Source organism: Nocardioides sp. B-3, assembly GCF_024703895.1.
Classification (GTDB): domain Bacteria; phylum Actinomycetota; class Actinomycetes; order Propionibacteriales; family Nocardioidaceae; genus Nocardioides.
In genome coordinates this window covers 183,762-208,588 of sequence record NZ_CP087968.1, presented here as the reverse complement: position 1 = coordinate 208,588, position 24,827 = coordinate 183,762, and the positions used below count along the sequence as shown (strand labels likewise).

Genomic DNA, 24,827 nt, shown 5'->3' with positions numbered 1-24,827 from the left:
GGCTATCGTGGCCACAACAACTGCACAAGGAGGTCGAACACGTGAGCAGCACCAAACAGGACGCCACGAGGGATCGCATCGAAGCCGAGATCACTGACCCCCTGAGTGCCATGGGCCTCGACGTCGAGGCCGTGGAGCTGACCCCCGCCGGGGAAGCGCCGCGTGCTGCGAGTCGCGGTAGACCGGGACGGTGGGGTCACGCTCGATGACGTCGCCGATGCCACCCGTGAGATTGACCGGGTGCTCGAGGAGTCCGACGTTATGGGCGAGCTGCCCTTCACGCTCGAGGTGACCTCGCGCGGCGTCGACCGCCCGCTCACCCTGCCGCGCCACTGGCGCCGCAACGAGGACCGCCTCGTCAAGATCACCCTCGTCGAAGGCGGCGAGGTCACCGGCCGCATCGTCGCGTCGACCGAGGAGTCGGCGACTCTCGACGTCGACGGGGACACCCGTGAGGTGCTCTACGCCGATGTCGCCAAGGCACTCGTGCAGATCGAGTTCAACCGCAAGAAGAAGCAGAACGACAGCGAGGACGCCTGATGGACATCGACCTGAGCATCTTGAGGATGCTGGAACGCGAGAAGGAGATCTCCTTCGACGTGCTCGTCGACGCGATCGAGCAGGCCATGCTCACCGCCTACCACAAGTCGCCGGGCGCCAGTGAGCACGCGCGAGTCGAGCTCGACCTGCAAGACCGGTCACGTCCGGGTGATGGCACGCGACGTGGACGAGGACGGCACGAAGAGCGAGGAGTACGAGGACACCCCCGCCGACTTCGGCCGGATCGCTGCGATGACCGCCAAGCAGATCATGCTGCAGCGGCTGCGCGGACGCCGAGGACGACATCCGCTTCGGAGAGTTCGCCGGCAAGGAGGGCGACATCATCTCCGGGATCATCCAGCAGGGCCGCAACCCCGATGACGTCATGGTCGACCTCGGCAAGCTCGAGGCGATCCTGCCGCTGGGGGAGCGGGTGCCGGGCGAGGAGTACAAGCACGGCGAGCGGATCAAGTGCCCGGTCATCTCCGTCCGCAAGGGCATGCGCGGACCGCAGATCACGCTCTCGCGCAGCCACCCGTCGCTGGTCAAGAAGCTCTTCGCCCTCGAGGTCCCCGAGATCGCCGACGGCACCGTCGAGATCGCCGCGATCGCCCGCGAGGCCGGACACCGCAGCAAGATCGCCGTCTTCACCAAGGTCCAGGGCGTCAACCCCAAGGGCGCCTGCATCGGCCCGATGGGCCAGCGCGTGCGCAACGTGATGGCCGAGCTGCACGGCGAGAAGATCGACATCGTCGACTGGTCCGAGGACCCGGCCGAGCTGGTCGCCCACGCCCTGTCGCCCGCGCGTGTGCGCTCGGTCGAGATCATCGACCCGGCCGCCCGCTCGTGCCGGGTCGTCGTGCCCGACTTCCAGCTGTCGCTGGCGATCGGCAAGGAGGGGCAGAACGCGCGCCTCGCCGCCCGCCTCACCGGCTGGCGGATCGACATCCGCTCGGACGATGCCCCTGAGCCGGTCGAGGCCGACTGAGGAACGAAGTCGGACTCGCAGACCGGCGAGTGTGAGCAAGCGACGCGACTGAGGCACGAAGTCGCGCGAGCGCGGCGAAACCTACTGCTGACTCAGAGTAGGAAGTCGCTGATCGCCTGCCAGTAGTCGTCGTGCTCGGCCAGCGAGACGTGGTCGTCGTCGGCGAACTCGACGACCGACGTCTCGGCCGGCAGCTTGGACAGCAGCTTGTCCGTACGCGCGGGCAGCACGACGTCGTCGCGCCCCGATCGCAGCACGAGCGTGGGGGCGGTGACCCGGCCCGCATGGCGGACGGAGTCGAACTGCTCGGCGAGCAGCCACTGCACCGGCATCCGGTCGCGCGCGAACCCGGGCAGGGGCAATGGGAGCAGCGACCGGATCACGGCGACCGGGCTGTCGAAGGGCGTGACCGGGACCAGCCGGTCGACGTCGCGGGCAGCCGCGACCCGGACTGCCACGCCCGACCCGAGGCTGCGCCCCGAGGACGGCCACCCGGCCGTGTCGCGTGCGCAGCTCGTCGTACACCGCGAGGGCATCGTCGACGATCGCCCGCTCTGAGGGTTCGCCGGTGCTGGCGCCGTAGCCGCGGTAGGCGACGAGGTAGGTCGCGCGGTGCGGCACGTGCTCGCGGAACCGGTCTCCCCAGCGCGTCACGTGCTCGGCGTTGCCGCCGAGGTAGAGGAGGGCATCGGGTTGTTCGCCGTGCACGACGCGGCCGCGCAGCAGGGCGCCGGGCCGTTCGAGGGCGTAGGTCGTGACGTCGGCTCCGTGCCGGGTGCCGCTGCGCTGGAAGACCCGGCGGCGGACGAAGGAGTCGAGGCGGGCGGGGCGGCGCAGGCTTTTCACCCGCCCACACTGCCCGCGGCAGGTGAACGATCGGGGCCATTCGGGTTTTCGACCCTCCACGCGATAGAGTCACCGATGGTGGATTCCTTGACCGAGAGCACTACGCCTGTGCCCATGCGCACGTGCGTCGGCTGTCGGACCCGGACCATCAAGAGCGAGTTGCTGCGAGTCGTCGCCGGCTCGGATGCCCGGGGCCAACCGGCCGTGTGCCCCGATCCACGCGGCACGGCACCGGGTCGCGGGGCGCACCTGCATCCCACGTCCGAGTGTTACGACCTCGCGGTTCGCAGACGGGCGTTCTCCCGGGCCTTGCGCCTCAGGGAGGGGCTCCCCAGCGAACCGGTGCGCGACCATCTCGACTCGCTCGCATGACCAACGACCGGGCAACAACGACAAGAAGCTGGAGCACGCAGCTCATGAGCACTCGATGAGTACTTTCCGATGAGTTTGCACCACCACTAGCGTCTCCGTTTGCCCTCCTTCTGGGGCTGACGGAACCAGAAGGAGCGTAGTTTTCACGTGGCCAAGACCCGAGTCCACGAACTCGCAAAAGAGTTCGGCGTCGAGAGCAAGTTTGTTCTCGAGAAGCTCAAGGAGATGGGTGAGTTCGTCAAGTCGGCATCGTCGACCGTCGAGCCTCCCGTCGAGATGCGTTTCAAGAAGCAGTACGGCGACGAGCTGAAGGCCGCAGCGGCCTCAGCCCCCGCCGTCGATGGTGCGTCCACGGACGCCACCCCCGCCAAGGCGACCCCCGGTCGCCCCGGCCCCAAGCCCGGCCCCAAGCCTGCCGCCCAGCCGGTCGTCGAGGAGGCTCCCGTCGTGGAGCCCGCCCCGGTGGTCGAGCCGGTCGTCGAGGCCCCGGCCCCGCAGGTCGAGGCACCCGCGGCACCCACCGCGGCACCCACCGCGCCTCCGGCCGAGCCCGAGGCCCCGCAGGTCCCGGCCGCCGAGAAGCCGGCGACCCCGGCCCCGCGTCCGGGCGCCCGTCCGGGTGCGCCGCGTCCGGGCAACAACCCGTTCGCGCCCAGCCGGGCATGGGTCGCCGTCCGGCGCCCGCGCCCGCTGCGGAGCCCGCAGCCGGCCCCGGTGCCCCTGCCGCCGGCGACCAGCGCCCGCCGCGTCCGCCGGCCGCTCGTGACACCGGCGTTCCGGGTCGTCCCGGCATGCCGCGTCCCAACCCGGCGATGATGCCCAAGTCGCCCGCTGCCTTCGGTGGCGGCCCCGGCGCCCGTCCCGGTGCTCCCGGTCGTGGCGGCCCCGGCGGTGCTCCCGGTCGTGGAGGCCCCGGCGGTGCTCCCGGTCGCGGTGGCCCCGGTGGCGCACCCGGTCGCGGTGGCCCCGGTGGCGCACCCGGTGCCGCTCCCGCCCGTCCGGGCGGCTTCGGCCCCAACGCCAGTGGTCGTCCCGGCCAGCGTCCCGGCCAGCGTGGTCAGACCTGGGGTGCCTTCGGGCGCGCCGGCGGCCCGTCGCGTCGTGGTCGCAAGAGCAAGCGCGCTCGTCGCATGGAGTTCGAGGCCATGGAGGCCCCGACGATCGGTGGCGTGCGCGTCCGCAAGGGCAACGGCGAGACCGTTCGTCTGCCGCGTGGCGCTTCGCTGACCGACTTCGCCGAGAAGATCAACGTCGATGCCGCTGCCCCGGTGCAGATGCTCTTCTCGCTCGGCGAGATGGTCACCGCGACCCAGTCCGTCGGTGACGAGACCTTCGAGCTGATCGGCGAGGAGCTCAACTACGTCGTCGTCGTCGTTTCGCCCGAGGACGAGGACCGCGAGCTGCTCGAGACGTTCGACCTCGAGTTCGGCGCCGACGAGGGCGACGAGTCGGATCTCGCGATCCGTCCGCCGGTCGTGACCGTCATGGGTCACGTCGACCACGGTAAGACCCGCCTCCTCGACGCGCTTCGCGACGCCAACGTCGGCGACAAGGAGGCCGGTGGCATCACGCAGCACATCGGTGCCTACCGAGTCCACACCGTCGTCGATGGCAACGAGCGCCTGATCACCTTCATCGACACCCCGGGTCACGAGGCGTTCACCGCCATGCGTGCACGTGGTGCGCAGGCCACCGACATCGCGATCCTCGTGGTGGCGGCAGACGACGGCGTCATGCCGCAGACGGTCGAGGCGCTCAACCACGCCAAGGCCGCCGGCGTACCCGTCGTGGTCGCGGTCAACAAGATCGACAAGCCCGACGCCGACCCGACCAAGGTGCGTGGCCAGCTCACCGAGTACGGCCTCATCCCCGAGGAGTACGGCGGCGACGCGATGTTCGTCGACGTGTCGGCCAAGGCCGGTCTCAACCTCGACAAGCTGCTCGAGGCTGTCGTGCTGACCGCGGACGCCTCGCTCGACCTGCGGGCCAACCCCGACCGGGACGCCCGGGGCCTCGTGGTCGAGGCACACCTCGACCGCGGTCGCGGTCCGGTGGCGACGGTGCTCGTCCAGCGCGGAACGCTCCGCGTCGGCGACTCGATCGTGGCCGGTCCGGCTCACGGTCGTGTCCGCGCCATGCTCGACGAGCACGGCAAGGAGATCACCGAGGCTGACCCGTCGCGTCCCGCGATGGTGCTCGGACTCTCGGCGGTGCCGGGTGCCGGTCAGAACTTCATCGTGGTCGAGGACGACCGGATGGCTCGCCAGATCGCCGAGAAGCGTGAGGCGCGCGAGCGTGCGGCCATGCAGGCCAAGCGCCGTGTCCGTCGCAGCCTCGAGGACTTCATGGCCTCCATGGAGAAGGGCGAGAGCCGGGAGCTCAACCTCATCCTCAAGGGCGACGTGTCCGGTTCTGTCGAGGCGTTGGAAGACGCTCTCGCCAAGATCGACGTCGGCGACGAGGTGTCGCTGCGCGTCATCGACCGTGGCGTCGGTGCGATCACCGAGACCAACGTCGACCCGGCCGCCGCCTCCGACGCGATCATCATCGGCTTCAACGTCCGCCCGCAGGGCAAGGCGAGCCAGATGGCCGACAAGGAAGGCGTCGAGATCCGCTACTACAGCGTGATCTACCGGGCGATCGAGGAGATCGAGGCGGCCCTCAAGGGCATGCTCAAGCCGGTCTACGAGGAGTCGACCCCCGGGTCAGGCGGAGATTCGCGACATCTTCCGTTCGTCCAAGGCCGGCAACATCGCAGGCTGCATGGTCACCTCCGGTCTCATCCGCCGCAACGCCAAGGTGCGCGTCCTGCGTGATGGCAACGTGGTGGCCGACAACCTCGACTCCGGCCTCGTTGCGGCGTGAGAAGGACGACGCGTCGGAGGTCCGGGAAGGCTTCGAGTGCGGTCTCGTGCTCAAGAACTTCCGGGACATCAAGATCGGCGACATCATCGAGTCCTTCGAGATGCGCGAGATCGCCCGCGCCTGATCGATCCGCTGGTGTGGGAGTCCCCGGATATCCGGGGACTCCCACACCTGTCAGGTGTTGTAACCCCTGACACGTGGTGAAGTCCCCGGATATCCGGGGACTTCGCCAGTGTCTTTGAGAGAGTGAACCCATGAGCAACCCCCGCGTCCGCAAGATCGCCGACCGCATCCGAGTCATCGTCGCCGAGATGCTCGAGCGCCGGATCAAGGACCCGCGCCTCGGCTTCGTCACGATCACCGACGTCCGCGTCACCGGCGACAGCCAGCAGGCCACGATCTTCTACACCGTCCTCGGTGCCGACGAGGACCTCGCCAGCACCGGCGCCGCGCTCGAGTCCGCCAAGGGCGTGATCCGTTCCGAGGTCGCCAAGCAGCTCGGGATGCGCATCGTCCCGACCCTGACCTTCATTCCCGACGCGCTGCCGGAGAGCACGCGCGCCCTCGACGAGGTGCTGGCCCGCGCCAAGGCCAAGGACGAAGAGGTCGCCGCGCTGCGGGTCGAGACCTACGCCGGCGAGGCAGACCCGTACAAGAAGCCGCGCGAGATCCTCGACGAGGACGACGACCTCGACGAGGACGAGCTCGAGGACTGATGTCCACCACCGCTGGCCTTGTCGTCGTCGACAAGGCCGCGGGCATGACGTCGCACGACGTCGTCGCTCTCGTGCACGCCGACTGGCCGGCACCCGCAAGGTCGGGCACGCCGGCACGCTGGACCCGATGGCCACGGGCGTGCTTGTCCTCGGACTGAATCGCGCCACCCGCCTGCTCGGTCACCTGATGCTGACCGAGAAGGCCTACGACGCCACCATCCTGCTCGGCGCCACGACGACCACCGACGACGCCGAGGGCGAGGTCACGGCGACGTACGCCGTCGACGGGCTCACCGACGAAGCGATCCGCGACGCGCTGAGCACCTTCGTCGGCGAGATCGACCAGGTGCCGACCGCCGTCTCCGCGATCAAGGTCGACGGCAAGCGTGCCTACCAGCGCGTCCGCGACGGCGAGGAGGTCGAGCTCAAGGCCGGGCGTGTCACCGTCCACGAGCTCACCGTCACCGACATCCGTGGACCGGAGGTCGACGTGAGGGTGCGCTGCTCCAGCGGCACCTACATCCGCGCGATCGCGCGCGACCTCGGTGCCGCCCCGGGCGTCGGCGGCCACCTCACTGCCTTGCGGCGTACGGCGGTGGGCCGGTTCGACCTCACGCAGGCGAAGACCCTCGAGCAGCTCGGCGTCGAGCTCACCCTCGTCCCGATCGCGGACGCCGCGCGAGCCACCTTCCCGGCCGTCGACCTCGACGACGAGCAGGCCACCGACGTGCGCGTCGGACGACCGCTGGGCATCACGCTGCCCGGCGCCGGCGAGCACGCCCTCTTCGCGCCGGACGGCGAGTTCCCGGCGCTCTACGAGCCGACGGAGTCCGGGGCGCGACCCGTCGCCGTCTTCGTCGGCTGAACCGTCGGTAGGCTGCGCCCGTGCAGATCTGGTCCTCCTTCGGCGACGTGCCCGGCGATCTCGGCCCGACCGTCGTCACGATCGGCAACTTCGACGGCGTCCACCTCGGGCACCAGCACGTCCTGCGGCAGGCGCGTGACACGGCCGTCGACCCGGCTGTGCCGAAGGTCGTGGTCGTCACCTTCGACCCGCATCCCATCGCCGTACTCCGTCCCGAGCACGCGCCGCCGACCCTGACGAACATCGAGACCCGCCTGCGCCTGCTCGAGACCGCGGGCGTCGACGCCGTGCTGGTCATCCCGTTCGACCGCGACATCGCGTCGTGGACCCCCGAGGAGTTCATCGACCGCGTCCTCGTCAGCGCCCTGAGTGCCCGGGCCGTCGTGGTCGGCGCCAACTTCAGGTTCGGCAACCGCGCGGCCGGCGACGTCGCGCTGCTGCGCACCGCAGGGGAGACCCGCAGGTTCGTGGTCGAGGGCGTCGCCCTCGACGGCGGCCCGCAGGTGTGGAGCTCGACCTACATCCGCAACTGCCTCGCGGCCGGAGATGTCGCCGGCGCGGCGGAGGCGCTGGGTCGCCCGTTCACCGTCCGCGGCGTCGTCGTGAAGGGCGACCAGCGCGGCCGTGAGCTCGGCTTCCCGACGGCCAACGTGCCCACCCCGGTCGACGGTGCGGCGCCCGCCGACGGTGTCTACGCCGGCCGGCTGACCCGCCTCGACACCGGCGAGACCCTCCCCGCGGCGATCTCGGTGGGCACCAACCCCACCTTCGACGGCGAGCGCGAGCGCCGCGTCGAGTCCTACGTCCTGGACCGCGACGACCTCGAGCTCTACGGCGTCGAGGTCGAGGTGGCGTTCCTCGAACGCCTGCGCGGCATGGTGAAGTTCGAGGGCATCGACGCTCTCATCGAGACCATGCACGGCGACGTACGCCGCGCGCGCGAGATCCCCGGGCGTGACCCAGCCGGCGACCCGCGCCGAGGCCGAGAGCTGGTTCCCCGGCGCACGGGCTGCCCTACTTCGTCGACGACATCCGCGATCTCGTACGCCGACGGCTGCACACCGGCAGGTTGCTGGTGGTCGCCCTCGTCGGCCTGCTCGTCGCCGTACCGGCAGGGATCGCGGCCGGCTGGTGGGTGCACGCGAGCACGGAGGCTGTCAGGAGCGCAGTCTCGACCGGCATCGCCGTCGGTGTCACCGCGCTGCTTCTGATCGCCGCCCTCTATGCCGGTCGCGCTGCAGGTCAGGGTGATCGCGGGGTGGGCCATGCGGCACAGCCCGGCCAGCCTCGAGCTGCTCTTCCCGCTCGCGACGCGCCTTGCCGATGCTGCTGCTCTTCGTGACGTTCCTCTTCATCAACACCGAGGTCTGGATGGTCGCCTCCGCCCCGGACGGCGGGACCCTGTGGGGAGCGACGCTGCTGTTCGCGGCGATGGCGCTCGGCTTCCCGGTCGTCCGCCCGGTCGAGGAGGTCGACCGGCTGGATGACGAGGTCGGGCGCGAGGAGCTCGGGGACGACGCAGACGTGGTCGGCCTGCAGCGGACCAACCTCGTGCTCGTGCTGCTCATCACCCGGGCCTTCCAGTGCTGCTGCTGGCGCTGGCCGTCTTCGCCTTCTTCATCGTCTTCGGTGCGGTGGCGATGGATGAGAAGGTGCTGGAGACCTGGATCGAGGGATCCCTGACCTACCCGTGGGGAATCCGACCGGTCAGCCTCGAGCTCGTGCAGGTGTCGGTGTTCCTCGCGGCCTTCAGTGGCCTCTACTTCGCGGTCTTCGCGGTCACCGACGAGACCTACCGTCGCGAGTTCTTCAGCGACGTGCTGGGCGAGCTCGAGCAGGCGTTGCGCGTCCGGGTGGGCTACCTCCGCCGGAAGTAGGCCCACCCATCGGCGTACGACGATCGTGCGCACCTGAACTTCCACTCGAGCGAGTCGAAGTTCATCGGGGGTCGAGCGTGGTCAGCACGATCACGCCTCGGATTTCCACTCGAGCGAGTGGAAGTTCATCGAGGGTCGAGCGTGGTCAGCACGATCACGCCTCGGATTTCCACTCGAGCGAGTGGAAGTTCATTGGTCATCCGAGGATGGCGGCACATGTCGCCGTACAGCCCGAAGACTGCGCAATGTGCCGCCACCACGGCGTTGAAGGGCGGACCCTCAGGCGTCGAGGTCCTGCTCGACCAGCGCCGCGATCTTGTCGACGGCGGCCCGGTCGTCGCCGGCGACCTCGACGGTGTCGCTGTTGCCGGCGCCGAGGGTCATGATCATCAGCGAGGAGCTTGCGTCGACGCCGTTGATGGTCACCTCCGAACTGAGCTCACCGGCCGCTTCGGCGATGATCGCGGCGGGGCGGGCGTGCAGGCCGACGGCGGAACCGACGACGACAGACTTGCTGGGCATGGGTGCTCCTTGTGCGGTTGGTTGGGTCGGAATCAGAGGGAGACGGCGTCGGCGGTCCGGCCGAAGCTCTTGGCCATCACGACGAGGGCTGCCGCGACCAGCGTGCCCGCGACCGGGGCGATCAGGAAGCCCCCGATCCCGTCCACGGCGAAGAGCACGAAGATGCCGCCGTGCGGGGCGCGCAGGCTGACGTCCATGCCCATGGCGACCGCCCCGGTGACGGCGCTGCCGGCCATGATCGGCGGGATGACGCGCAGCGGGTCGGCCGCCGCGAACGGGATCGCACCCTCGGTGATGAAGGAGGCGCCCATCGCCCCGGGCGGCCTTGCCGTTCTCACGCTCGGGGATCGTGAAGAGTCCGGGACGCACCACCGTTGCGAGGGCCGGGGCCAGCGGCGGCACCATGCCGGCGAGCATGACCGCGGCCATGACCTTGAGCTCAGGAGCATCGGTGGCCGTGGCGGCAGCGCCGAGCCCGGTCGTGGCGAACGCGTAGGCGGTCTTGTTGAGCGGCCCGCCCATGTCGAAGGCCATCATCAGTCCGAGGATGATGCCCAGCACGATCGCCGACCCTCCCCGGAGGCTGTTGAGGCCGTCGCTCAAGGCCTCCATCAGGGCGGCCAGCGGCTTGCCCGGGATCACCAGCATCACGAAGCCGGAGATCAGCGTGGCCAACAGCGGGATCACCAGCACCGGCATCAGGCCGCGCATCCACGTCGGCACCTTCCACCCCGTGATCCAGAGGGCCACCATGCCGGCGAGCACGCCGCCGACGATGCCGCCGAGGAAACCGGAGTTGATGGTGCCGGCGATGGCGCCCATCACGAAGCCGGGCGCGATCCCGGGACGGTCGGCGATGGCGTACGCGATGTAGCCGGCGAGCGCCGGGACCGGGAACCCAGAATGCGGCGGCCCCCGGGGTGAAGAGCAAGGCCCCGATGTAGGCGAAGAAGGCGCTGTCGAACAGGGCGTTCTCGAGCCCGAGCTCGTCGAGGTCGGGGAGGTTGAAGAACGTGTTGTCGACGGCGATGCCCTGTCCGTCGCCGGTGATGTCGTAGCCACCGAAGAGGAAGCCGAGCGCGATCAGCAGTCCGCCGGCAGCCACGAACGGGATCATGTAGGACACACCGGTCATCAGGACCCGTCGGGTCTTCGCGCCGAAGGACTCCGTGCCGCGGGACGTGGCGCCGGCCTCGGAGGCGGTGCCCTCGACGCGCGGTGCGCTCGGGTCATCGGCGTAGCGCAACGCCTCGGCGATCATCGCGTCCGCGTCGTCGATCGGGCGCTTCACCCCCGACGAGACCATCGGCTTGCCGGCGAAGCGGCTGCGGTCGCGTACGCCGACGTCGACCGCGAAGATGACGGCGGCCGCGTTGGCGATGGTCTCGGGTGAGAGGGGATGGGAGCCGGCGGAGCCCCGGGTCTCGACCGCGATCTCGATGCCGGCCTTCGCGGCCGCGGCCTCCCGGGGCCTCGGCGGCCATGTAGGTGTGGGCGATGCCGGTCGGGCAGGCCGTGACGGCGACGAGCGACTTCGGCGCCGCGGCGGCCGGAGCGGCAGGGGCGGCGGCAGCGGCAGCGGGGGCGGCGTCGGTCGGAGCGGATGCCTTAGCCGGGGTGGACGAACCCGCGGCCGGGGCGTCGAGCGCGAGCAGGATCTGCTCGACGACCTCCTCCGGAGTCTCGGCCGCACGCAGCGCGTCGGTGAAGGCAGGCTTGACCAGCGAGCGGGCCAGCTTGGTGAGGAGCTGCAGGTGGGTGGCGTCGCCACCGGCGGGCGCGGCGATCAGGAAGGCGAGGTCGGCGGGGCCGTCCTTGGCGCCGAAGTCGATCGGCGGGTCGAGCCGTGCGAAGCCGAGCGTCGGCTCGGAGACGCCGGTCGTGCGGCAGTGCGGGATCGCGATGCCACCGGGGAGCCCGGTGCTCGAGGTCTCCTCGCGGGCGAAGGCGTCGGCGATCAGCTGCTCGACGTCGTCGGCGCGACCGGCGCCCTCGACGAGTGCGGCCGGGCCGCGGATGACGTCGGCCTTCTCGGCGCCCCAGCTGGCTCCGAGCCGGACGAGCTGGACGTTGATGAGATCGGTCATGCGCTGCCTCCCGGGACAGTGATGGTGACGAGCTCGGTGCGTAGGTGCGCCGGCTCGGGGATGGTGGTTCCGGGCAGACCCGCGGCAGCGCTGCCGTAGGCCACAGCGAGGGCAAGGCGATCGGGGGCGGGCAGCCCCCGGATGTCGCCGAGCAGGTAGCCGAAGAGGCTGGAGTCGCCGGCACCGACGGTGCTCACGACCGTGGTCGGCGGGGGAGCGGCGTGCCGGGCGCCTTCGGCGGTCACGAGTACGGCGCCGTTGCCACCCAGCGTCGCCAGCACCGTGCCGACGCCACGATCGATCAGGGTGCGCGCGGCAACGGCCGCGAGGGCCGGGTCGTTCTCGAGCTCGTCGGCGTCACCGCCGGTGAAGGACGCGAGCTCGTCGCCGTTGGGCTTCATCAGGTCGGGCGCCGAGTCGGGCAGGGCGTCGACGAGGGCCCGGAGCGGGGCCTCGCTGGTGTCGACCGCGACCTTGGCGCCACACTCACGCAGTCGGCGTACGACGTCTGCATAGAACTCCGGAGGAGCGCCGGCGGGCAGCGAACCCGCCAGCACCGTCCAGCTCGCACCGGGAGCCCGCGCGAGCAGGGTGCTGGCCATCGCCTCGAGGTGCTCGGGCTGGACCGTCGCGCCGGGGGAGTTGAGCTTGGTGGTGGTGCCGTCGGGCTCGGTGATCGTGAGGTTGACGCGCACGTCGCCCGCCGGGCGCACCGGGCGGCAGTCGATGCCGGCCGCGAGCAGCTCGATCACGAACGGGTCGTCCTTGGCGGCGGGCAGCACCGCGAGCGTCGGTTCGCCCGCACTGACCGAGGCCCGCGAGATGTTGACGCCCTTACCGCCGGCCTGCGACGTCACGGACACCACGCGCTGCACTGGCCGCGGGCGAGCTCGCCCGCGAGGGCGATCGTGCGGTCGATGCTCGGGTTGGGAGTGAGGGTGAGGATCACGCGATCACCACTTCCACGTCGGCTGCCGCGAGAGCGGAGGCGTCGTCGTCGGAGATTCCGGAGTCGGTGATCAGCACGTCGACCTCGCTGAGCGCGGCGAACCGCATCGAGGCCTCGACGCCGATCTTGGTGGAGTCGGCCAGCACGACCGTACGCCTTCCGGCGGCGGCGATTGCTCGCTTGGTGGCCGCTTCATCGCGGTCGGGGAGTGGTCAGTCCGTAGCTCGTGCTGATGCCGTTGGTGGCCGGGAAGGAGACGTCGGCGCGGAGGTCCGACAGGGCCGCGACCGTGTCGGCGCCGACTGCTGCGTGGGTCGTCGCGCGCACCTTGCCGGGCAGCAGGAACAGGTCGATGTGGGGCAGCCCGGCCAGCCCGGCGGCGACCGGCACCGCGTGGGTGACGACGGTCAGCCGGTGGTCGCGGGGGAGCAGTGCGGCGAAGCGTGCGGTCGTCGAGCCGGCGTCGATCACGATCATCGAGCCGGGCGGGGGCAGGAATGCGATCGCGGCGGCGGCGATCGCGTCCTTGGCATCGGTGTTCGCGAGGTCGCGCTCGGAGATGCCGGACTCGATGACGGCCAGCGTGCTGGCGGGTACGGCGCCGCCGTGCACGCGCCGGATCAGGCCCATCCGCTCCAGCGCGGACAGGTCGCGGCGGACGGTCTCGGTGGTGACTGAGAGGTCCGCGGCGAGCTCCGCGACAGACACCCGGCCCTGCTGGGCGATCAGCTGCGCCATGGCTTGCTGCCGTTCCTCTGCGTACACCTTGATTCCTAGGGTTGACGGAGACATGTGGCGCCGGTCACGTGGTTCTGTGTATGTGTTGTTTTATAGCCGAACCTGTTGAGTGTCAAGTCGAGGTGCCTTACGGTGTGTCCATGACCACCACGAGCTCGTCCTCCACTGGTTTGCGCGGGACCCCGGTCGTGCCGGGCGTTGCCGCCGGTCCGGCGCTGCTGGTCCGCGGCGAGGTGTCGCCCGAGGCGATCGCCCGCTTCGGTGACGGCGGCTTCGCCGACGCCGAGGCCGCGATGGCTGCCTACGACGACGCGGTGGCCGCGGTCGCCGATACCTTCGGCCGCAAGGCCGCGAAGGCGACCGGACCCGCCGCCGAGGTGCTCACCGCGAGCGCCGGCCCGGCGAAGGACAAGGGCCTGCGCGGGGCCGTCGCGAAGAACGTCGCGGCCGGCACCTCCCCCGGTGCCCTCCGTGGACGCTGCGGTCGAGCAGTTCGTCTCGATCTTCACCAACATGGGCGGCCTGATGGCCGAGCGGGTCACCGACCTCGAGGACATCGAGCGCCGCATCGTCGCTCACCTCGTCGGCGAGCCCGAGCCGGGCGTCCCCACCCCGAGCGAGCCGTCGATCCCGGTGGCCGAGGACCTCGCCCCCAGCGACACCTCGGGGCTGGACCCGTCCGTGATCAGTGCTCTCGTCACCGAACGTGGCGGCGCCACCAGCCACACCGCGATCATCGCCCGCCAGCTCGGCATCCCATGCGTGGTGGGCGTCGCCGGGGTCACCGAGATCGAGGCCGGCACGTTCCCGGTGGTCGACGGGGAGACCGGCTCGGTGGAGACCGGAGCGGATCCCGCGGAGGCCGCCCAGCGGGTCGCCGCCAGTCGTGAGGCTCGCGAAGCCCCGGCTGCGTGGTCCGGTCCGGCGGCCACCACCGACGGCACGCCGATAAAGCTGCTCGCCAACGTCGCCGACGGGCCCAGCGCCGTACACGCCGCGGAGGAGCCGGTGCAGGGCGTCGGCCTCTTCCGCACCGAGCTGTGCTTCCTCAACGCCACCGAGGAACCGTCGGCCGAGGAGCAGGGCGAGATCTACGGCCAGTGCTCAATGCCTTCGGCGAGGGGCAGTACGTCGTGATCCGCACGCTCGACGCCGGGTCGGACAAGCCCATTGCGTTCGCGACGATGCCCGGTGAGGAGAACCCCGCCCTCGGGGTGCGCGGCCTGCGCCTGTCCTTCGGCAACCCGGGGCTGATGGACCGCCAGCTCGACGGCATCAGGATCGCCTCCGAGGCGAGCACCACCGAGACCCGGGTGATGGCGCCGATGGTGGCGACCGTCGCCGAGGCCGCCGAGTTCGCCGAGAAGGTGCGCGCCCGCGGGCTCAAGCCCGGCGTGATGGTGGAGATCCCGAGCGCCGCGCTGCTGGCGCACCGGATGCTCGAGGTCGTCGACTTCCTGTCCATCGGCACCAACGACCTCACGCAGTACACGATGGCCGCCGACCGGATGGCGACCGACCTCGCGCACCTCACCGACCCGTGGCAGCCGGCCGTCCTCCAGCTGATCGCCATCACCGCCGAGGCGGGCAAGCAGGCCGGCAAGCCGGTGGGCGTCTGCGGAGAGGCCGCCGCAGATCCGATGCTCGCCTGTGCGCTCGTCGGGATGGGGATCACGTCCCTGTCGATGGCGGCCCGCGCCGTACGCCCCGTCGGCGCCCAGCTCTCGCGCGTCTCCATGGACACCTGCGAGGCGGCCGCCGAGGCCGCGCTCGGTGCGAGCGACCCGATGGCCGCGCGCGACGCGGTGCGGGCACTGCTCAACGCCTGACAACCGAACCGCGCTGGTCTGCGTCTCCCCAGCGACACCGAGCGTCCAGTGGGGACCACCATGTTTCGCAGATTGTTGATCGCGTCCGTGTGCACGAGCGTGCTGGGGGTGGTGGCGCCAGCCACCGCATCGCCCTCGGTGACGCCCACGACCTCGGATCGGGACGTGGCCACGGTGAAGAAGGTCGTGCGCCAGTACGGCGACGGGCCGGTGAGGCTCGAGAAGGGGCAGCGCCCGGCGTTGCGCTTTCGGGGGAGCGTGGCGACCGCGTGCGGTTGGCAGCCGTCTACCGGCACGATGGCGAGTCCTCGTTCGCCAGCACGCGCTACACGACGGTGACGCTGCGGGGTCAGCGCAGCACGTTCCGGCTGGGTGCCGACGGGTTCTTCCGGCTGCGCGGGACCGGCTGGTTCACGCTCCCCACTGACAGGCCGTCCTACCACGAGATCGGTGTCCGGCGGGTCCAGCTCCTCAAGCAGGTCGCCGTGACGCACGACCGCCGCGGCTCCACCCGGGTGCCGGTGCGCCGCGGCATCCAGTACGCCATCACCGTGCGGGCACCGCGTTCAGGGATCGATCTTGTGTCCGTCGGCCAGTGGGGCTTCGGCGTCGTCGGCAATGACTACGCCGACTACATCGAGGGTGAGTCCTTGGTCCTCGCTCCCGGTCTCCCCGTCTACGGCAGCAATCCGACCTTTCCGCTCACCCAGCCGCTGAAGCCGGGGCAAGACGTGACGGTGCTGGCCAACCCCGCCACCACAGGGCGGGTCACCACGACAGAGCCTCGGGACGCAGGGACGACGAGGCTCGACGGGCCCGCGATCCAGCTGCCGGGCGGTGGCGCCGGGGCCGTGGTGACCGAGGTCGCGGCTGCCGACCTCGCGTCGTCGGCGCAGCGACTGCTCAACGTCCGGTTCGTCGGAGCGACCGCCGATCACTACCGGACCACGCTCGTGCTGCCGCCCGGAGGTGGCGTGGCCGAGCTGGCCGCACCGGCCTACACCGCGGGTGGTTCGTGGCCCGCGCCGCTGTATCGGCTCGTCCAGACAGAGGGCACGTATCGAGTCCCGGGTCTTCTCGACGTTCCATGAGGCCACCGCGGGATCGTTCGAGCTCGACAGCGTGGCCGACGGCGGGTCCATCGCTGTCGACGGCGCGCCCGCGACGGTGCCCGTGCGGACCGACGGGCGCTACACGCTTCTGGGCATCAACCAGCCCGAGGCCTACGCACCGTCCTACCTGTCCGTCACGGACGTGACCGTGCCCGGCCGGTGGGTGGTCTACGCCGGTCGTCTGACCGGGGGTGGACTGCAGCGGCGACACGTCGCTGGGGTGCGGTGACGGCAACGGGACCAGCCTCTCCGAGCCGGGGACCCAGAGCACCGTGCTCAACGGCGGGTTCGTCCTCGCCATGCCCACCGAGGACCAGACGAGCGGGTCCTTCACAGTGAGGTTGACGAAGACCTACACGCCTTGAGCGGTCACGGCTCGACCGTCACCTTGATGGCCTCGCCCTTGGCCACGATGTCGAAGACCGACATCACGTCGGAGAGCGGGACGTGCCGGGTGATCAGGTCCTTCACCGGCACCTGACCGGTGGAAATGTACTGCACGCGCGCTTGTTGTGGTCGGGCGAGGAGCCGTTGGCGCCGTGGATGTGCAGCTGGCGGTAGTGCACGAGGTTGGAGTCGCACCTGATGAAGGGGTCCGTCTTCGGCAGGCCGCCGAAGAACGAGATCCGGCCGTTGCGGGCGGCCATCGAGATCGCCTGCCTCCCGGGTGACGTTGGCGGGGGTGGCGGTGATGATCACGTCGGCGCCGCGGCCGCCGGTGAGCTTCATGACCTCGTCGACGACGTCGACCTCGGCCGCGTTGATGACGTGGTCTGGGGAGACAGCGTCGGCCGACATCTGCAGCCGCTCGGCGTTGACGTCGACCAGCACGACCTTGCCGACCTTGTGCACGCCGCGGGCGATGCGGATGTGCATGCAGCCGATCGGACCGGCGCCGAAGACAACGGTGAAGTCACCCTCCTCGATGCCCATCTGCTCCTGCGCATTGATGGCGCAGGCGAATGGCTCGGCGGCCGACGCTTCGTCGTACCCCACGTTGTCCGGGATCTTGTTCAGTCCGTCGACCTTGAGCACACGGGCGGGGACGATCATGAACTCGGCGAACCCACCGTCGTACTGGTAGCCGACGGACGTCTGGTTCTGGCAGACCTCCATCCAGCCCTTGCCGCACTCGTAGCAGTCACCGCACGGCACGGCCGCGATGCTCTGCACCCGGTCGCCGACACGGAAGTCGCCGACTGCGTTCTCCCCCGATCTCGACGATCTCGCCGGCGACCTCGTGGCCGAGCGTGGTCTCGCCGGTGATGTTGGGGTGGCCGTTCTTCTTGATCTTGACGTCGGTGCCGCAGGTCGAGCAATTCTTGACCTTGATCTTGATCTCGTCGGGCCCACAGACGGGCTCGGGTACGTCGACGAGGCGGACGTCTTCGGGGGCGTAGAAGCGCAGGGCGAGCATCTGGTGGGTCCTTCCGGAGAGGGCGGTCCCGCCACCGTAGCGGTCAGAACGGGGGTAAAGCCACACCCAATCACCCAGAAAGTCGGCCCGTTTGCTTGGCAACATGCCCGAATGTGAGGTTTACTGACGATCAGATGTGACCGAGGTCACCCAGATCTGGAGGAAGCGATGTCCACTCAGACGGCACCCCGCAGCGGTGCGCGGGTCCATGTACAGAAGTTCGGCACGTTCTTGTCCAACATGGTCATGCCCAACATCGGCGCGTTCATCGCGTGGGGCCTGATCACCGCCCTGTTCATCGAGGTGGGCTGGTTGCCCGAGCTCGGCATCGGCGACGGCGCCGACAGCTGGGTCGCGAAGATCGGTGGGTGGGGCGACTTCGCCGGCGGCGGCATCGTCGGCCCGATGATCACCTACCTGCTGCCGATCCTGATCGGCTACACCGGCGGCAAGATGATCTACGACACCCGCGGCGGCGTGGTCGGCGCGATCGCGACCATGGGCGTCATCGCCGGCACCGAGATCCCGATGTTCATGGGCGCCATGATCATGGGCCCGCTCGGCGGCTGGACCATGCAGAAGGTCGACTCCCTGTGGGACGGCAAGATCAAGCCCGGATTCGAGATGCTGGTCAACAACTTCTCGGCCGGCATCTGGGGCATGGGGCTGGCGGTGTTCGGCTTCTTCGGCATGAGCCCGATCGTGACGTGGGTCGCCGACCGGCTCGGAGAGGGCGTCGACTACCTCGTCGACAACGACCTGCTGCCGCTCACCTCGGTCATCATCGAACCTGCGAAGGTGCTCTTCCTCAACAACGCCATCAACCACGGCGTGCTCACCCCGCTCGGCACCAACGAGGCAGTCGAGGCCGGCAAGTCGGTGCTCTTCCTGCTCGAGGCCAACCCCGGTCCCGGTCTCGGCCTGCTGCTCGCCTACACCGTCTTCGGCAAGGGCCCGGCCAAGGCCTCGGCGCCCGGCGCCGCGATCATCCACTTCTTCGGCGGCATCCACGAGATCTACTTCCCCTACGTGCTGATGAAGCCCAAGCTGATCCTCGCCACGATGGCCGGCGGTATGACCGGCGTCTTCATCAACGTGCTCTTCGACGTCGGCCTGCGTGCCCCGGCCGCCCCGGGCTCCGTGTTCGCCGTCTACGCGCAGACCGCCAACGGCAGCTTCCTCGGCGTCACGCTCTCCATGCTCGGCGCCGCCACGGTCTCCTTCCCTGGTTGCGGGCTTCCTGCTCAAGACCGACAAGGCCATCGAGGCGGACGACCAGCTCGTCCACGCCACCGCCGACATGGAGGCGATGAAGGGCAAGAAGTCCTCGGTGTCCTCGATGCTCACCGGAGCGACGGCCGTGGGCGGCCCGATCGGCAGCGTCGTCTTCGCCTGCGACGCCGGCATGGGCTCCTCGGCGATGGGCGCCTCGGTGCTGCGCAAGAAGATCCGGGCAGCGGGGTACGGCGACGTGTCGGTCACCAACCAGTCGATCGCCAACCTCACCGACACCTATGACGTGGTCGTGACACACCGGGACCTCACCGACCGGGCGCGCCAGCGCACGGGCTCCGCGGTGCACGTCTCGGTCGACAACTTCATGGGGAGTCCGCGCTACGACGAGATCGTCGAGCTGGTGCAGCAGCGCAACGCCGGAGGGGGTTCTGCGGTCGAGGAGGCTGACGACGAGGGTGTCGACAGCGACGTGCTCCGCGACGACGCGATCGTGCTCAGCGGAACCGCGTCCTCTCGTGACGAGGCGATCACCGAGGCGGGTCGGCTGCTCGTCGCCAGCGGTGCGGTCGAGGAGTCCTACGTCGACGCGATGCACGAGCGCGAGCAGTCCGTGTCCACGCACATGGGCAACCTGCTGGCGATCCCGCACGGCACCAACGAGGCGAAGTCGCTGATCCGGCACACCGCGATCTCGTTCGTCCGCTATCCCGGCGGCCTCGACTGGAACGGCAAGCCGGCCGAGTTCGTCGTCGGCATCGCCGGAGGCGGGCAACGACCACCCGGCCCTGTTGCAGAAGCTGGCCGGTGTGTTCGTCGATGCCGAGCAGGTAGAGCGGTTGCGCCGGGCGACGTCCACCGCCGACATCCGTGCGGTGCTGGGTGGGGTGAAGGTCTGACGCACGCCCTCCATACTCCGTGACGAACGGACCCTCGGATCTCGCGATCGGGGGTCCGTTTGTCACGGAGTATCTCCGCTCAGCCGGAGACGGTGACCGGCACTCCGGTGAGGGCCGCGTTGCCGGAGACGTCGAGACGCTCGGGGTCGGTCAGGTCGTTGATCGAGACCCCGGGCACCCCGGCGGCCTTCGTCATGCCGGTGTTGCGGGCGTGGCCATAGCCGTGGGGGAGGCTGACGACGCCCGGCATCATGTCGTCGGTCGCGGCGACCTCGACGCGCACCTTGCCCACCCTTGAGGTGACCGTGACGACGGCGCCGTCCTCGAGCGATCTGGTCGCCGGGTCGGACGGGTGCATGAAGAGCTGGTGCCCGGCCTTGCCCCGGGTGAGTCGCTCGGTGTTGTGCATCCGGGAGTTGTTGTCCTGCTTGTGCCGGCGGCCGATGAGCAGCAGCTCGCCATCGGCGGGCAGGTCGACCTTGGCCAGTCGCTCGAGATCGGCGAGCACGAGGGCCGGGGCGAGGACCATCCGGTGGTCGCGTGTCTGCAGTCGACCGGGGAGCAGGTCGGGACGCAGGGCCCCCATGTCGATCCCGGACGGGTTCGCCCTGAGCTTCCGCAGTGTCACGCCCGTGCGACCCCGCGCCAGCAGGAGTCCGATCAGCCGAGTCGGGCTGAGGGACATCCGAGCGCGAATCCTGAGCTGAGTCCTGAGCGACGGCTTCTGGTGCAGCTTGCCGATCGTTGCCAGCGCGACGTCGCGGTAGATCTGCCAGTCGTGGCGCGCGCCGGCATCCTTCTCGAAGACCGCCGGCGTGAAGCGGGCGGTGTTGCGTACGCCGAAGGTCTGGAAGATCAGGTCGTAGTGGTCGCGCTCAAGTGCACCCGTGGGCGGCAGGATCACGTCGGCGTGCCGGGTCGTCTCGTTGAGGTAGATGTCCACGGCCGCCATGAAATCGAGGCCTTCCAGCGCCTCGTCGAGACGGGCGCCGTCGGGCGTTGACAGCACGGGGTTGCCGGACAAGGTCAGCATGGTCCGGATCTGGCCCGGACCGGGGGTGCTGATCTCCTCGCGCAGAGCCGACACCGGCAGCTCACCGGCGGTCTCGGGGAGCCCGCGGACCCGCGACTGCCGGGCGTTGTGGTGACCCCGGCCGATCAGACCGGTGCCGACCACGTCGATGGCGGGGGAGGTGAACATCGCGCCCCCGACGGAGTCGAGGTTGCCGGTGACTATGTTGAGAAGGTTGACCGCCCACTGGCACACGGAGCCGAACTCGTGCGTCGAGACGCCGATCCGGCCGTAGGCGACCCCGCCCTCCGCGGTCGCGAGCTCGAGGGCGATCCGCTCGATCTCGGCGGCCGGGACCCCGCTCATCTGCTCCGCGAGGGCGGGAGTGAAGTGCGCGACCGCGGACTCGACGTCGGCCAGCCCGTCGGCGTACGACGGAGCGGCGGCGAGACCGTCGGCGAAGAGGATGTTGAGCATCGCCAGCAGGACCCACGCGTCGGTGCCCGGTCGGATGAAGTGGTGCTCGTTGGCGACCTTGGCGGTCTCTGTACGGCGAGGGTCGAAGACGACCATGTGCCCGCCGCGTCGCTTCAGCTCGCGCAGCCGGGTCGGGAAGTCGGGAACGGTCATCAGCGAGCCGTTGGACGCCATGGGGTTGGCGCCGAAGACGAGGAAGTAGCTGGTGCGGTCGATGTCCGGGATCGGCAGCAACAGCTGGTGGCCGAACATCAGGTGGGCGAGCAGCTGGTGGGGGAGCTGGTCGACGGAGGTGGCGCTGAAGGTGTTCTTCGTGCGCAGCGCCTTGACCAGTCCGATGCCGTGGGTCATCGAGCCGAGGCTGTGCACGTTGGGGTTGCCGAGGTAGATGCCGATCGCGTCACGGCCGTGCTCGTTGATGGTCGCGGCGAGGTTGCTGGCGACGAGGTCGATCGCCTCGGGCCAGTCGATCTCGCTCCGAGTGTCCGTCGCACGATTGCGGCGTACGGGCCGGCGCAAGCGATCGGGGTCGGCGTGGATGTCGGCGATCGCGACGCCCTTGGGGCAGATGTGCCCGCGCGACAGTGGGTCGTCCGGGTTGCCCTTCACGCCCGTGACCGCGCCGTCCTCGATGGTGAGCACCGGGCCGCAGATGGCCTCGCACAGGTTGCAGACGCCGATCTTCTGCGTCGTCTTCTCTGCTGACATCTGCGGATCATCACACGCCGACACGCCTTCGGAAGTGCGTTGTCGACGGTAGTGCGCATTACGCACTACTCTTCACCGCATGGACAACACACAGCTCCTCAAGGGAGTGCTCGACCTCGCGGTGCTCGCGGTGGTCGATGACGAGGACGGCTACGGCTACGACGTCGTGCGCCGCCTGCGCGCCGGTGGCCTCGACGACGTCGGGGACGCATCGGTCTACGGCACGCTTCGCCGGTTGTACGCCGCCGGGTCGCTGACCTCCTACGTCGTGCCGTCGGAGAGCGGACCGCACCGCAAGTACTACGGCATCACGCCGGCCGGCCGCGACCAGCTCAAGACCCAGCGCGACGACTGGGCCCAGTTCTCCACCACCGTCACCAACCTGCTGCAGGGGGCATCAGCATGAACGACACCATCGGACTCACGCCCGAGGTCGACGCTTTCGTCGCCGCCGTGCGCGCTTCGCCGACCTCGACCTCGACGAGCGCGAGGACCTGCTCGACGGCCTCGAGGCCGACACCGCCGACCTCGTCGCCGAGCGCGGCCCCGAGGCGCTCGGGGATCCCGATGCGTACGCCGCAGAGCTCCGCTCGGCCGCCGGTCTCGAGCCCAGCGTCAGCCGGAGGCAGTGGTCGACGAAGACTCCCGCCGCCTTGCTCGACCGCGTCGGCGAGCAGTGGGGCCGGCTGCTCGACAAGGTCCCGGGCGACGTCGGCGCAGCCGTGCGAGCCGCACGCCCCGCGTGGTGGGTGTTCCGTGCCCGGCTCGCGGTGATGTGGTTCAACTACACGTTCGCCCGGTGGTCACTCGAGCCCGACGTGCCGTGGCTGCCGACGCCGTCCTCGGGCGCTGGGGCTGCTGATCTTCGCGGCGGCATCGATCGTCAGCATCCAGATCGGTCGCGGGAAGCTGTGGCCCGGCAAGCCGGGACTTTTGGCGCGACTCGTCCTGCTCGCCCTGAACCTCTTCGCGCTGGCCGTCACGTTCGACACGCTCCAGCACGTCCAGTACTCGATCCGGGGCGACATGGTCGAGAGGCTCGGCTACAACGATGGGCCTCCGACGACCCCGGGGCTCACCTTCAACGGCCAGCCCGTGACCAACGTCTATCCGTTCGACGCGGCCGGCAATCCGCTCGTGGGCGTGCAGCTGGTCGATGACGAGGGGCGACGGCTGAAGATCGATCCTGACTACGCGTACATCGACAACGGGGAGCGAGTGCTGGCTCCGTGGCTCAACGGGCGCACGGAGCTGTACAGCGTGTTCCCGCTCCCTGCAGCGGGAGTGGGACGACATGGCCCCGGGAGGCAGTGGGCGAGCCGACCCTGCAGTCGCCGCCGTTCGCCGTGCTCCCGCCGGTGACGCTGGACGGCGTGACACCGACGGAGACGGTTCCGCCCGCGGCTGAGAAGCCCGACCGCAAGCCCGTCGAGAGGAAGAAGCCTCGACGCTAGGGGCGACCGTGCGACAAGAGCAAGGAGATCGGCGCACCCAGCAGCACCTGCGGCACGCCGGCCAAAGCGAAGGCCCGGTCCGTGGCCGCGACCTCTAGCGTCTCCGCCGACGGCACGGCCGTCGTCGTGGGTGGCGTCGCCGAGCTCAAGTCGGTTGCCAAGACGAAGGCCTACCTCGCGGGCTACAAGAAGTACGTCAAGGCGTGCGCGAGCTACGCCGACCCCACCACCGGCGCCACCATCACGATGAAGCTGACCGCGGCTCCGAAGCTCGGGCAGGCGGCCCCGGCGTTCGTGCAGGAGACGACCATCATGGGCTACACCAGCCACTCCTCGACCGTGCTGATCCGGGACGGAAAGCGGATCGGCAACGTCGTCGCCATCGACGACGCGCCGGTCGTGGCGGCCAGCGTCATGAAGCTCGCGAAGGTCACCGCCAAGAAGATGAAGTGACCTGAAGGGTCTCTACCCCTGCGGGGAGGCGCTGGGCAGTGAGGTGGTGAACGCTTCCGACAGGGGCGCCGTGCAGCTCGCCGGCGCCCGGACGAAGGAGGCAACATCATGGGTTACGGACTTGGCGTCTTCCTGCTTGCGCTGGGGCTGATCCTTGCCTTCGCGGTGCAGGACATGATCAACGCGGTCGACCTGACGGTGGTCGGCTACATCCTCTGCCCGGCCGGCGTGCTCGTGATCGTGCTGACCGCCGTGCAGCTCAACGCGCGACGCCGTACCACCACGACGGCCACCACGACGGACGCCCGGGGGCGTCAGGCGACCACCGAGCGGCGTTCCGAATCTGACCCGCCGCCGCCCGCGATCTGATCGCAGCCGACGTGCCTGAGTGCCCGGGTCCCAGCGTTTTGGGGCCCGGGCGCTGCGTTGTTAGTCTTCTCAGGTTGCCCACTTCGGTGGGACTTGCCGTCTGAACGGCCGCGGATCGAGAGAGCCCCGGACAACCTGTCCGGAGCGCCGCGCAACGAGACCCGAGAGGAGCCCCGCATGTCGATCGGTACTGACGCGGAGACCAAGAAGAAGATCATCGCCGAATACGGTCTCACCGAGGGTGACTCCGGTTCCCCTGAGGTGCAGATCGCGCTGGCGAGCTACCGCATCGCTCACCTCACCGAGCACCTCAAGATGCACAAGAAGGACCACCACAGCCGTCGTGGCCTGCTGCTCCCGGTGGGCAAGCGCCGTCGTCTGCTCAACTACCTGCAGAAGACCGAGATCGAGCGCTACCGCTCGATCGTGGAGCGCCTCGGCCTCCGACGCTGACGTCTTGAGGAGCGGTTCCCCGGTCGGGGAGCCGCTTCTCAGCATT

General features: G+C 69.8%; 21 protein-coding genes and 8 pseudogenes. 21 read left to right on the top strand and 8 right to left on the bottom strand.

Annotated features, from left to right (window positions below; all coding sequences use genetic code 11):
- Window positions 1–162 precede the first annotated feature (162 nt).
- Window positions 163–540, top strand: a complete 378-nt coding sequence (gene rimP / locus LP418_RS01450) for a ribosome maturation factor RimP (protein WP_336275876.1) — start codon at window positions 163–165, stop codon at window positions 538–540.
- A pseudogene (nusA, locus tag LP418_RS01445) lies at window positions 540–1,528 on the top strand (transcription termination factor NusA). The gene rimP and the pseudogene nusA overlap by 1 nt, the downstream one beginning before the upstream one ends.
- Window positions 1,529–1,609: 81 nt before the next feature.
- Here nusA and LP418_RS01440 read toward each other — a convergent pair.
- Window positions 1,610–2,374 (bottom strand): hypothetical protein, encoded by a 765-nt coding sequence (locus LP418_RS01440; protein WP_257957297.1) that lies wholly within the window; start codon window positions 2,372–2,374, stop codon window positions 1,610–1,612.
- A 75-nt stretch (window positions 2,375–2,449) separates the two neighbouring features.
- Between LP418_RS01440 and LP418_RS01435 the strand changes: the two genes are divergently transcribed.
- From LP418_RS01435 to LP418_RS01395, 7 genes and pseudogenes are all read left to right on the top strand, one after another.
- Complete coding sequence (locus LP418_RS01435; protein WP_336276002.1) at window positions 2,450–2,746, top strand: YlxR family protein; 297 nt, start codon at window positions 2,450–2,452, stop codon at window positions 2,744–2,746.
- Between the two features lie 147 nt (window positions 2,747–2,893).
- Window positions 2,894–5,735, top strand: a pseudogene (gene infB / locus LP418_RS29730) (translation initiation factor IF-2).
- Between the two features lie 130 nt (window positions 5,736–5,865).
- Window positions 5,866–6,327 (top strand): 30S ribosome-binding factor RbfA, encoded by a 462-nt coding sequence (rbfA, locus tag LP418_RS01415; RefSeq protein ID WP_257954967.1) that lies wholly within the window; start codon window positions 5,866–5,868, stop codon window positions 6,325–6,327.
- Window positions 6,328–6,454: 127 nt separating this feature from the next.
- Complete coding sequence (gene truB / locus LP418_RS01410) at window positions 6,455–7,192, top strand: tRNA pseudouridine(55) synthase TruB (RefSeq protein ID WP_442940083.1); 738 nt, start codon at window positions 6,455–6,457, stop codon at window positions 7,190–7,192.
- Between the two features lie 20 nt (window positions 7,193–7,212).
- Window positions 7,213–8,139 (top strand): annotated as a pseudogene (locus LP418_RS01405) (bifunctional riboflavin kinase/FAD synthetase); the annotation flags it as partial.
- A 376-nt stretch (window positions 8,140–8,515) separates the two neighbouring features.
- A complete protein-coding gene (locus LP418_RS01400; protein ID WP_257954966.1) occupies window positions 8,516–8,875 on the top strand; it encodes a hypothetical protein in 360 nt (119 codons plus the stop codon).
- Entirely contained in the window at window positions 8,845–9,069 is a 225-nt protein-coding gene (locus LP418_RS01395) for a hypothetical protein (protein ID WP_257954965.1), read from the top strand. Before LP418_RS01400 ends, LP418_RS01395 begins: the two co-directional genes overlap by 31 nt.
- A 279-nt stretch (window positions 9,070–9,348) precedes the next feature.
- Here LP418_RS01395 and LP418_RS01390 read toward each other — a convergent pair whose 3' ends face one another.
- From LP418_RS01390 to LP418_RS01370, 5 genes and pseudogenes are all read right to left on the bottom strand, one after another.
- Complete coding sequence (locus LP418_RS01390; RefSeq protein WP_257954964.1) at window positions 9,349–9,591, bottom strand: HPr family phosphocarrier protein; 243 nt, start codon at window positions 9,589–9,591, stop codon at window positions 9,349–9,351.
- 32 nt (window positions 9,592–9,623) lie between these two features.
- Window positions 9,624–11,678: pseudogene (locus tag LP418_RS01385) on the bottom strand (PTS fructose transporter subunit IIABC).
- Window positions 11,675–12,627, bottom strand: a pseudogene (locus tag LP418_RS01380) (1-phosphofructokinase family hexose kinase). Before LP418_RS01380 ends, LP418_RS01385 begins: the two co-directional pseudogenes overlap by 4 nt.
- Complete coding sequence (locus LP418_RS01375; RefSeq protein WP_257954963.1) at window positions 12,624–12,773, bottom strand: hypothetical protein; 150 nt, start codon at window positions 12,771–12,773, stop codon at window positions 12,624–12,626. The pseudogene LP418_RS01380 and the gene LP418_RS01375 overlap by 4 nt, the downstream one beginning before the upstream one ends.
- Window positions 12,774–12,819: 46 nt before the next feature.
- Entirely contained in the window at window positions 12,820–13,365 is a 546-nt protein-coding gene (locus LP418_RS01370; protein WP_257954962.1) for a DeoR/GlpR family DNA-binding transcription regulator, read from the bottom strand.
- 80 nt (window positions 13,366–13,445) lie between these two features.
- Between LP418_RS01370 and LP418_RS01365 the strand changes: the two are divergent.
- From LP418_RS01365 to LP418_RS01340, 6 genes and pseudogenes are all read left to right on the top strand, one after another.
- Window positions 13,446–13,805 (top strand): annotated as a pseudogene (locus LP418_RS01365) (phosphoenolpyruvate-utilizing N-terminal domain-containing protein); the annotation flags it as partial.
- A gap of 31 nt (window positions 13,806–13,836) precedes the next feature.
- Complete coding sequence (locus LP418_RS01360) at window positions 13,837–14,502, top strand: PEP-utilizing enzyme (protein WP_257954961.1); 666 nt, start codon at window positions 13,837–13,839, stop codon at window positions 14,500–14,502.
- Window positions 14,466–15,194 carry a putative PEP-binding protein gene (locus LP418_RS01355; RefSeq protein WP_257954960.1) on the top strand — a complete coding sequence of 243 codons (729 nt, stop codon included), beginning with the start codon at window positions 14,466–14,468 and terminating at the stop codon, window positions 15,192–15,194. Before LP418_RS01360 ends, LP418_RS01355 begins: the two co-directional genes overlap by 37 nt.
- A gap of 89 nt (window positions 15,195–15,283) precedes the next feature.
- Entirely contained in the window at window positions 15,284–16,285 is a 1,002-nt protein-coding gene (locus tag LP418_RS01350) for a hypothetical protein (protein ID WP_257954959.1), read from the top strand.
- 31 nt (window positions 16,286–16,316) lie between these two features.
- On the top strand, window positions 16,317–16,535 hold the full coding sequence (locus LP418_RS01345; protein ID WP_257954958.1) for a hypothetical protein: 219 nt from the start codon (window positions 16,317–16,319) through the stop codon (window positions 16,533–16,535).
- Window positions 16,498–16,671 (top strand): hypothetical protein, encoded by a 174-nt coding sequence (locus LP418_RS01340; protein ID WP_257954957.1) that lies wholly within the window; start codon window positions 16,498–16,500, stop codon window positions 16,669–16,671. The genes LP418_RS01345 and LP418_RS01340 overlap by 38 nt, the downstream gene beginning before the upstream one ends.
- 4 nt (window positions 16,672–16,675) lie before the next feature.
- Here the strand turns inward: LP418_RS01340 and LP418_RS01335 are convergent.
- Window positions 16,676–17,723 (bottom strand): annotated as a pseudogene (locus tag LP418_RS01335) (zinc-dependent dehydrogenase).
- 168 nt (window positions 17,724–17,891) lie between these two features.
- On the opposite strand from LP418_RS01335, the pseudogene LP418_RS01330 reads away from it, so the two are divergent.
- A pseudogene (locus LP418_RS01330) lies at window positions 17,892–19,855 on the top strand (PTS mannitol transporter subunit IICBA).
- Between the two features lie 79 nt (window positions 19,856–19,934).
- On the opposite strand, the gene LP418_RS01315 reads toward LP418_RS01330, so the two are convergent.
- On the bottom strand, window positions 19,935–22,052 hold the full coding sequence (locus tag LP418_RS01315) for a molybdopterin-dependent oxidoreductase (protein WP_257954955.1): 2,118 nt from the start codon (window positions 22,050–22,052) through the stop codon (window positions 19,935–19,937).
- Window positions 22,053–22,131: 79 nt separating this feature from the next.
- Here LP418_RS01315 and LP418_RS01310 point away from each other — a divergent pair, with 79 nt between their 5' ends.
- The 5 genes from LP418_RS01310 (at window position 22,132) to rpsO (ending at window position 24,781) form a co-directional block, all read left to right on the top strand.
- The gene (locus LP418_RS01310) at window positions 22,132–22,458 is read left to right on the top strand and encodes a PadR family transcriptional regulator (RefSeq protein WP_257954954.1); all 327 of its coding nucleotides are present in this window, start codon (window positions 22,132–22,134) and stop codon (window positions 22,456–22,458) included.
- Between the two features lie 527 nt (window positions 22,459–22,985).
- Window positions 22,986–23,414 (top strand): hypothetical protein, encoded by a 429-nt coding sequence (locus LP418_RS01305; protein ID WP_257954953.1) that lies wholly within the window; start codon window positions 22,986–22,988, stop codon window positions 23,412–23,414.
- Window positions 23,415–23,587: 173 nt separating this feature from the next.
- Entirely contained in the window at window positions 23,588–23,959 is a 372-nt protein-coding gene (locus tag LP418_RS01300; protein ID WP_257954952.1) for a hypothetical protein, read from the top strand.
- A gap of 108 nt (window positions 23,960–24,067) precedes the next feature.
- On the top strand, window positions 24,068–24,328 hold the full coding sequence (locus LP418_RS01295; protein WP_257954951.1) for a DUF6458 family protein: 261 nt from the start codon (window positions 24,068–24,070) through the stop codon (window positions 24,326–24,328).
- Between the two features lie 177 nt (window positions 24,329–24,505).
- Window positions 24,506–24,781, top strand: a complete 276-nt coding sequence (gene rpsO, locus LP418_RS01290) for a 30S ribosomal protein S15 (RefSeq protein ID WP_257954950.1) — start codon at window positions 24,506–24,508, stop codon at window positions 24,779–24,781.
- The last annotated feature ends 46 nt before the right edge of the window (window positions 24,782–24,827 follow it).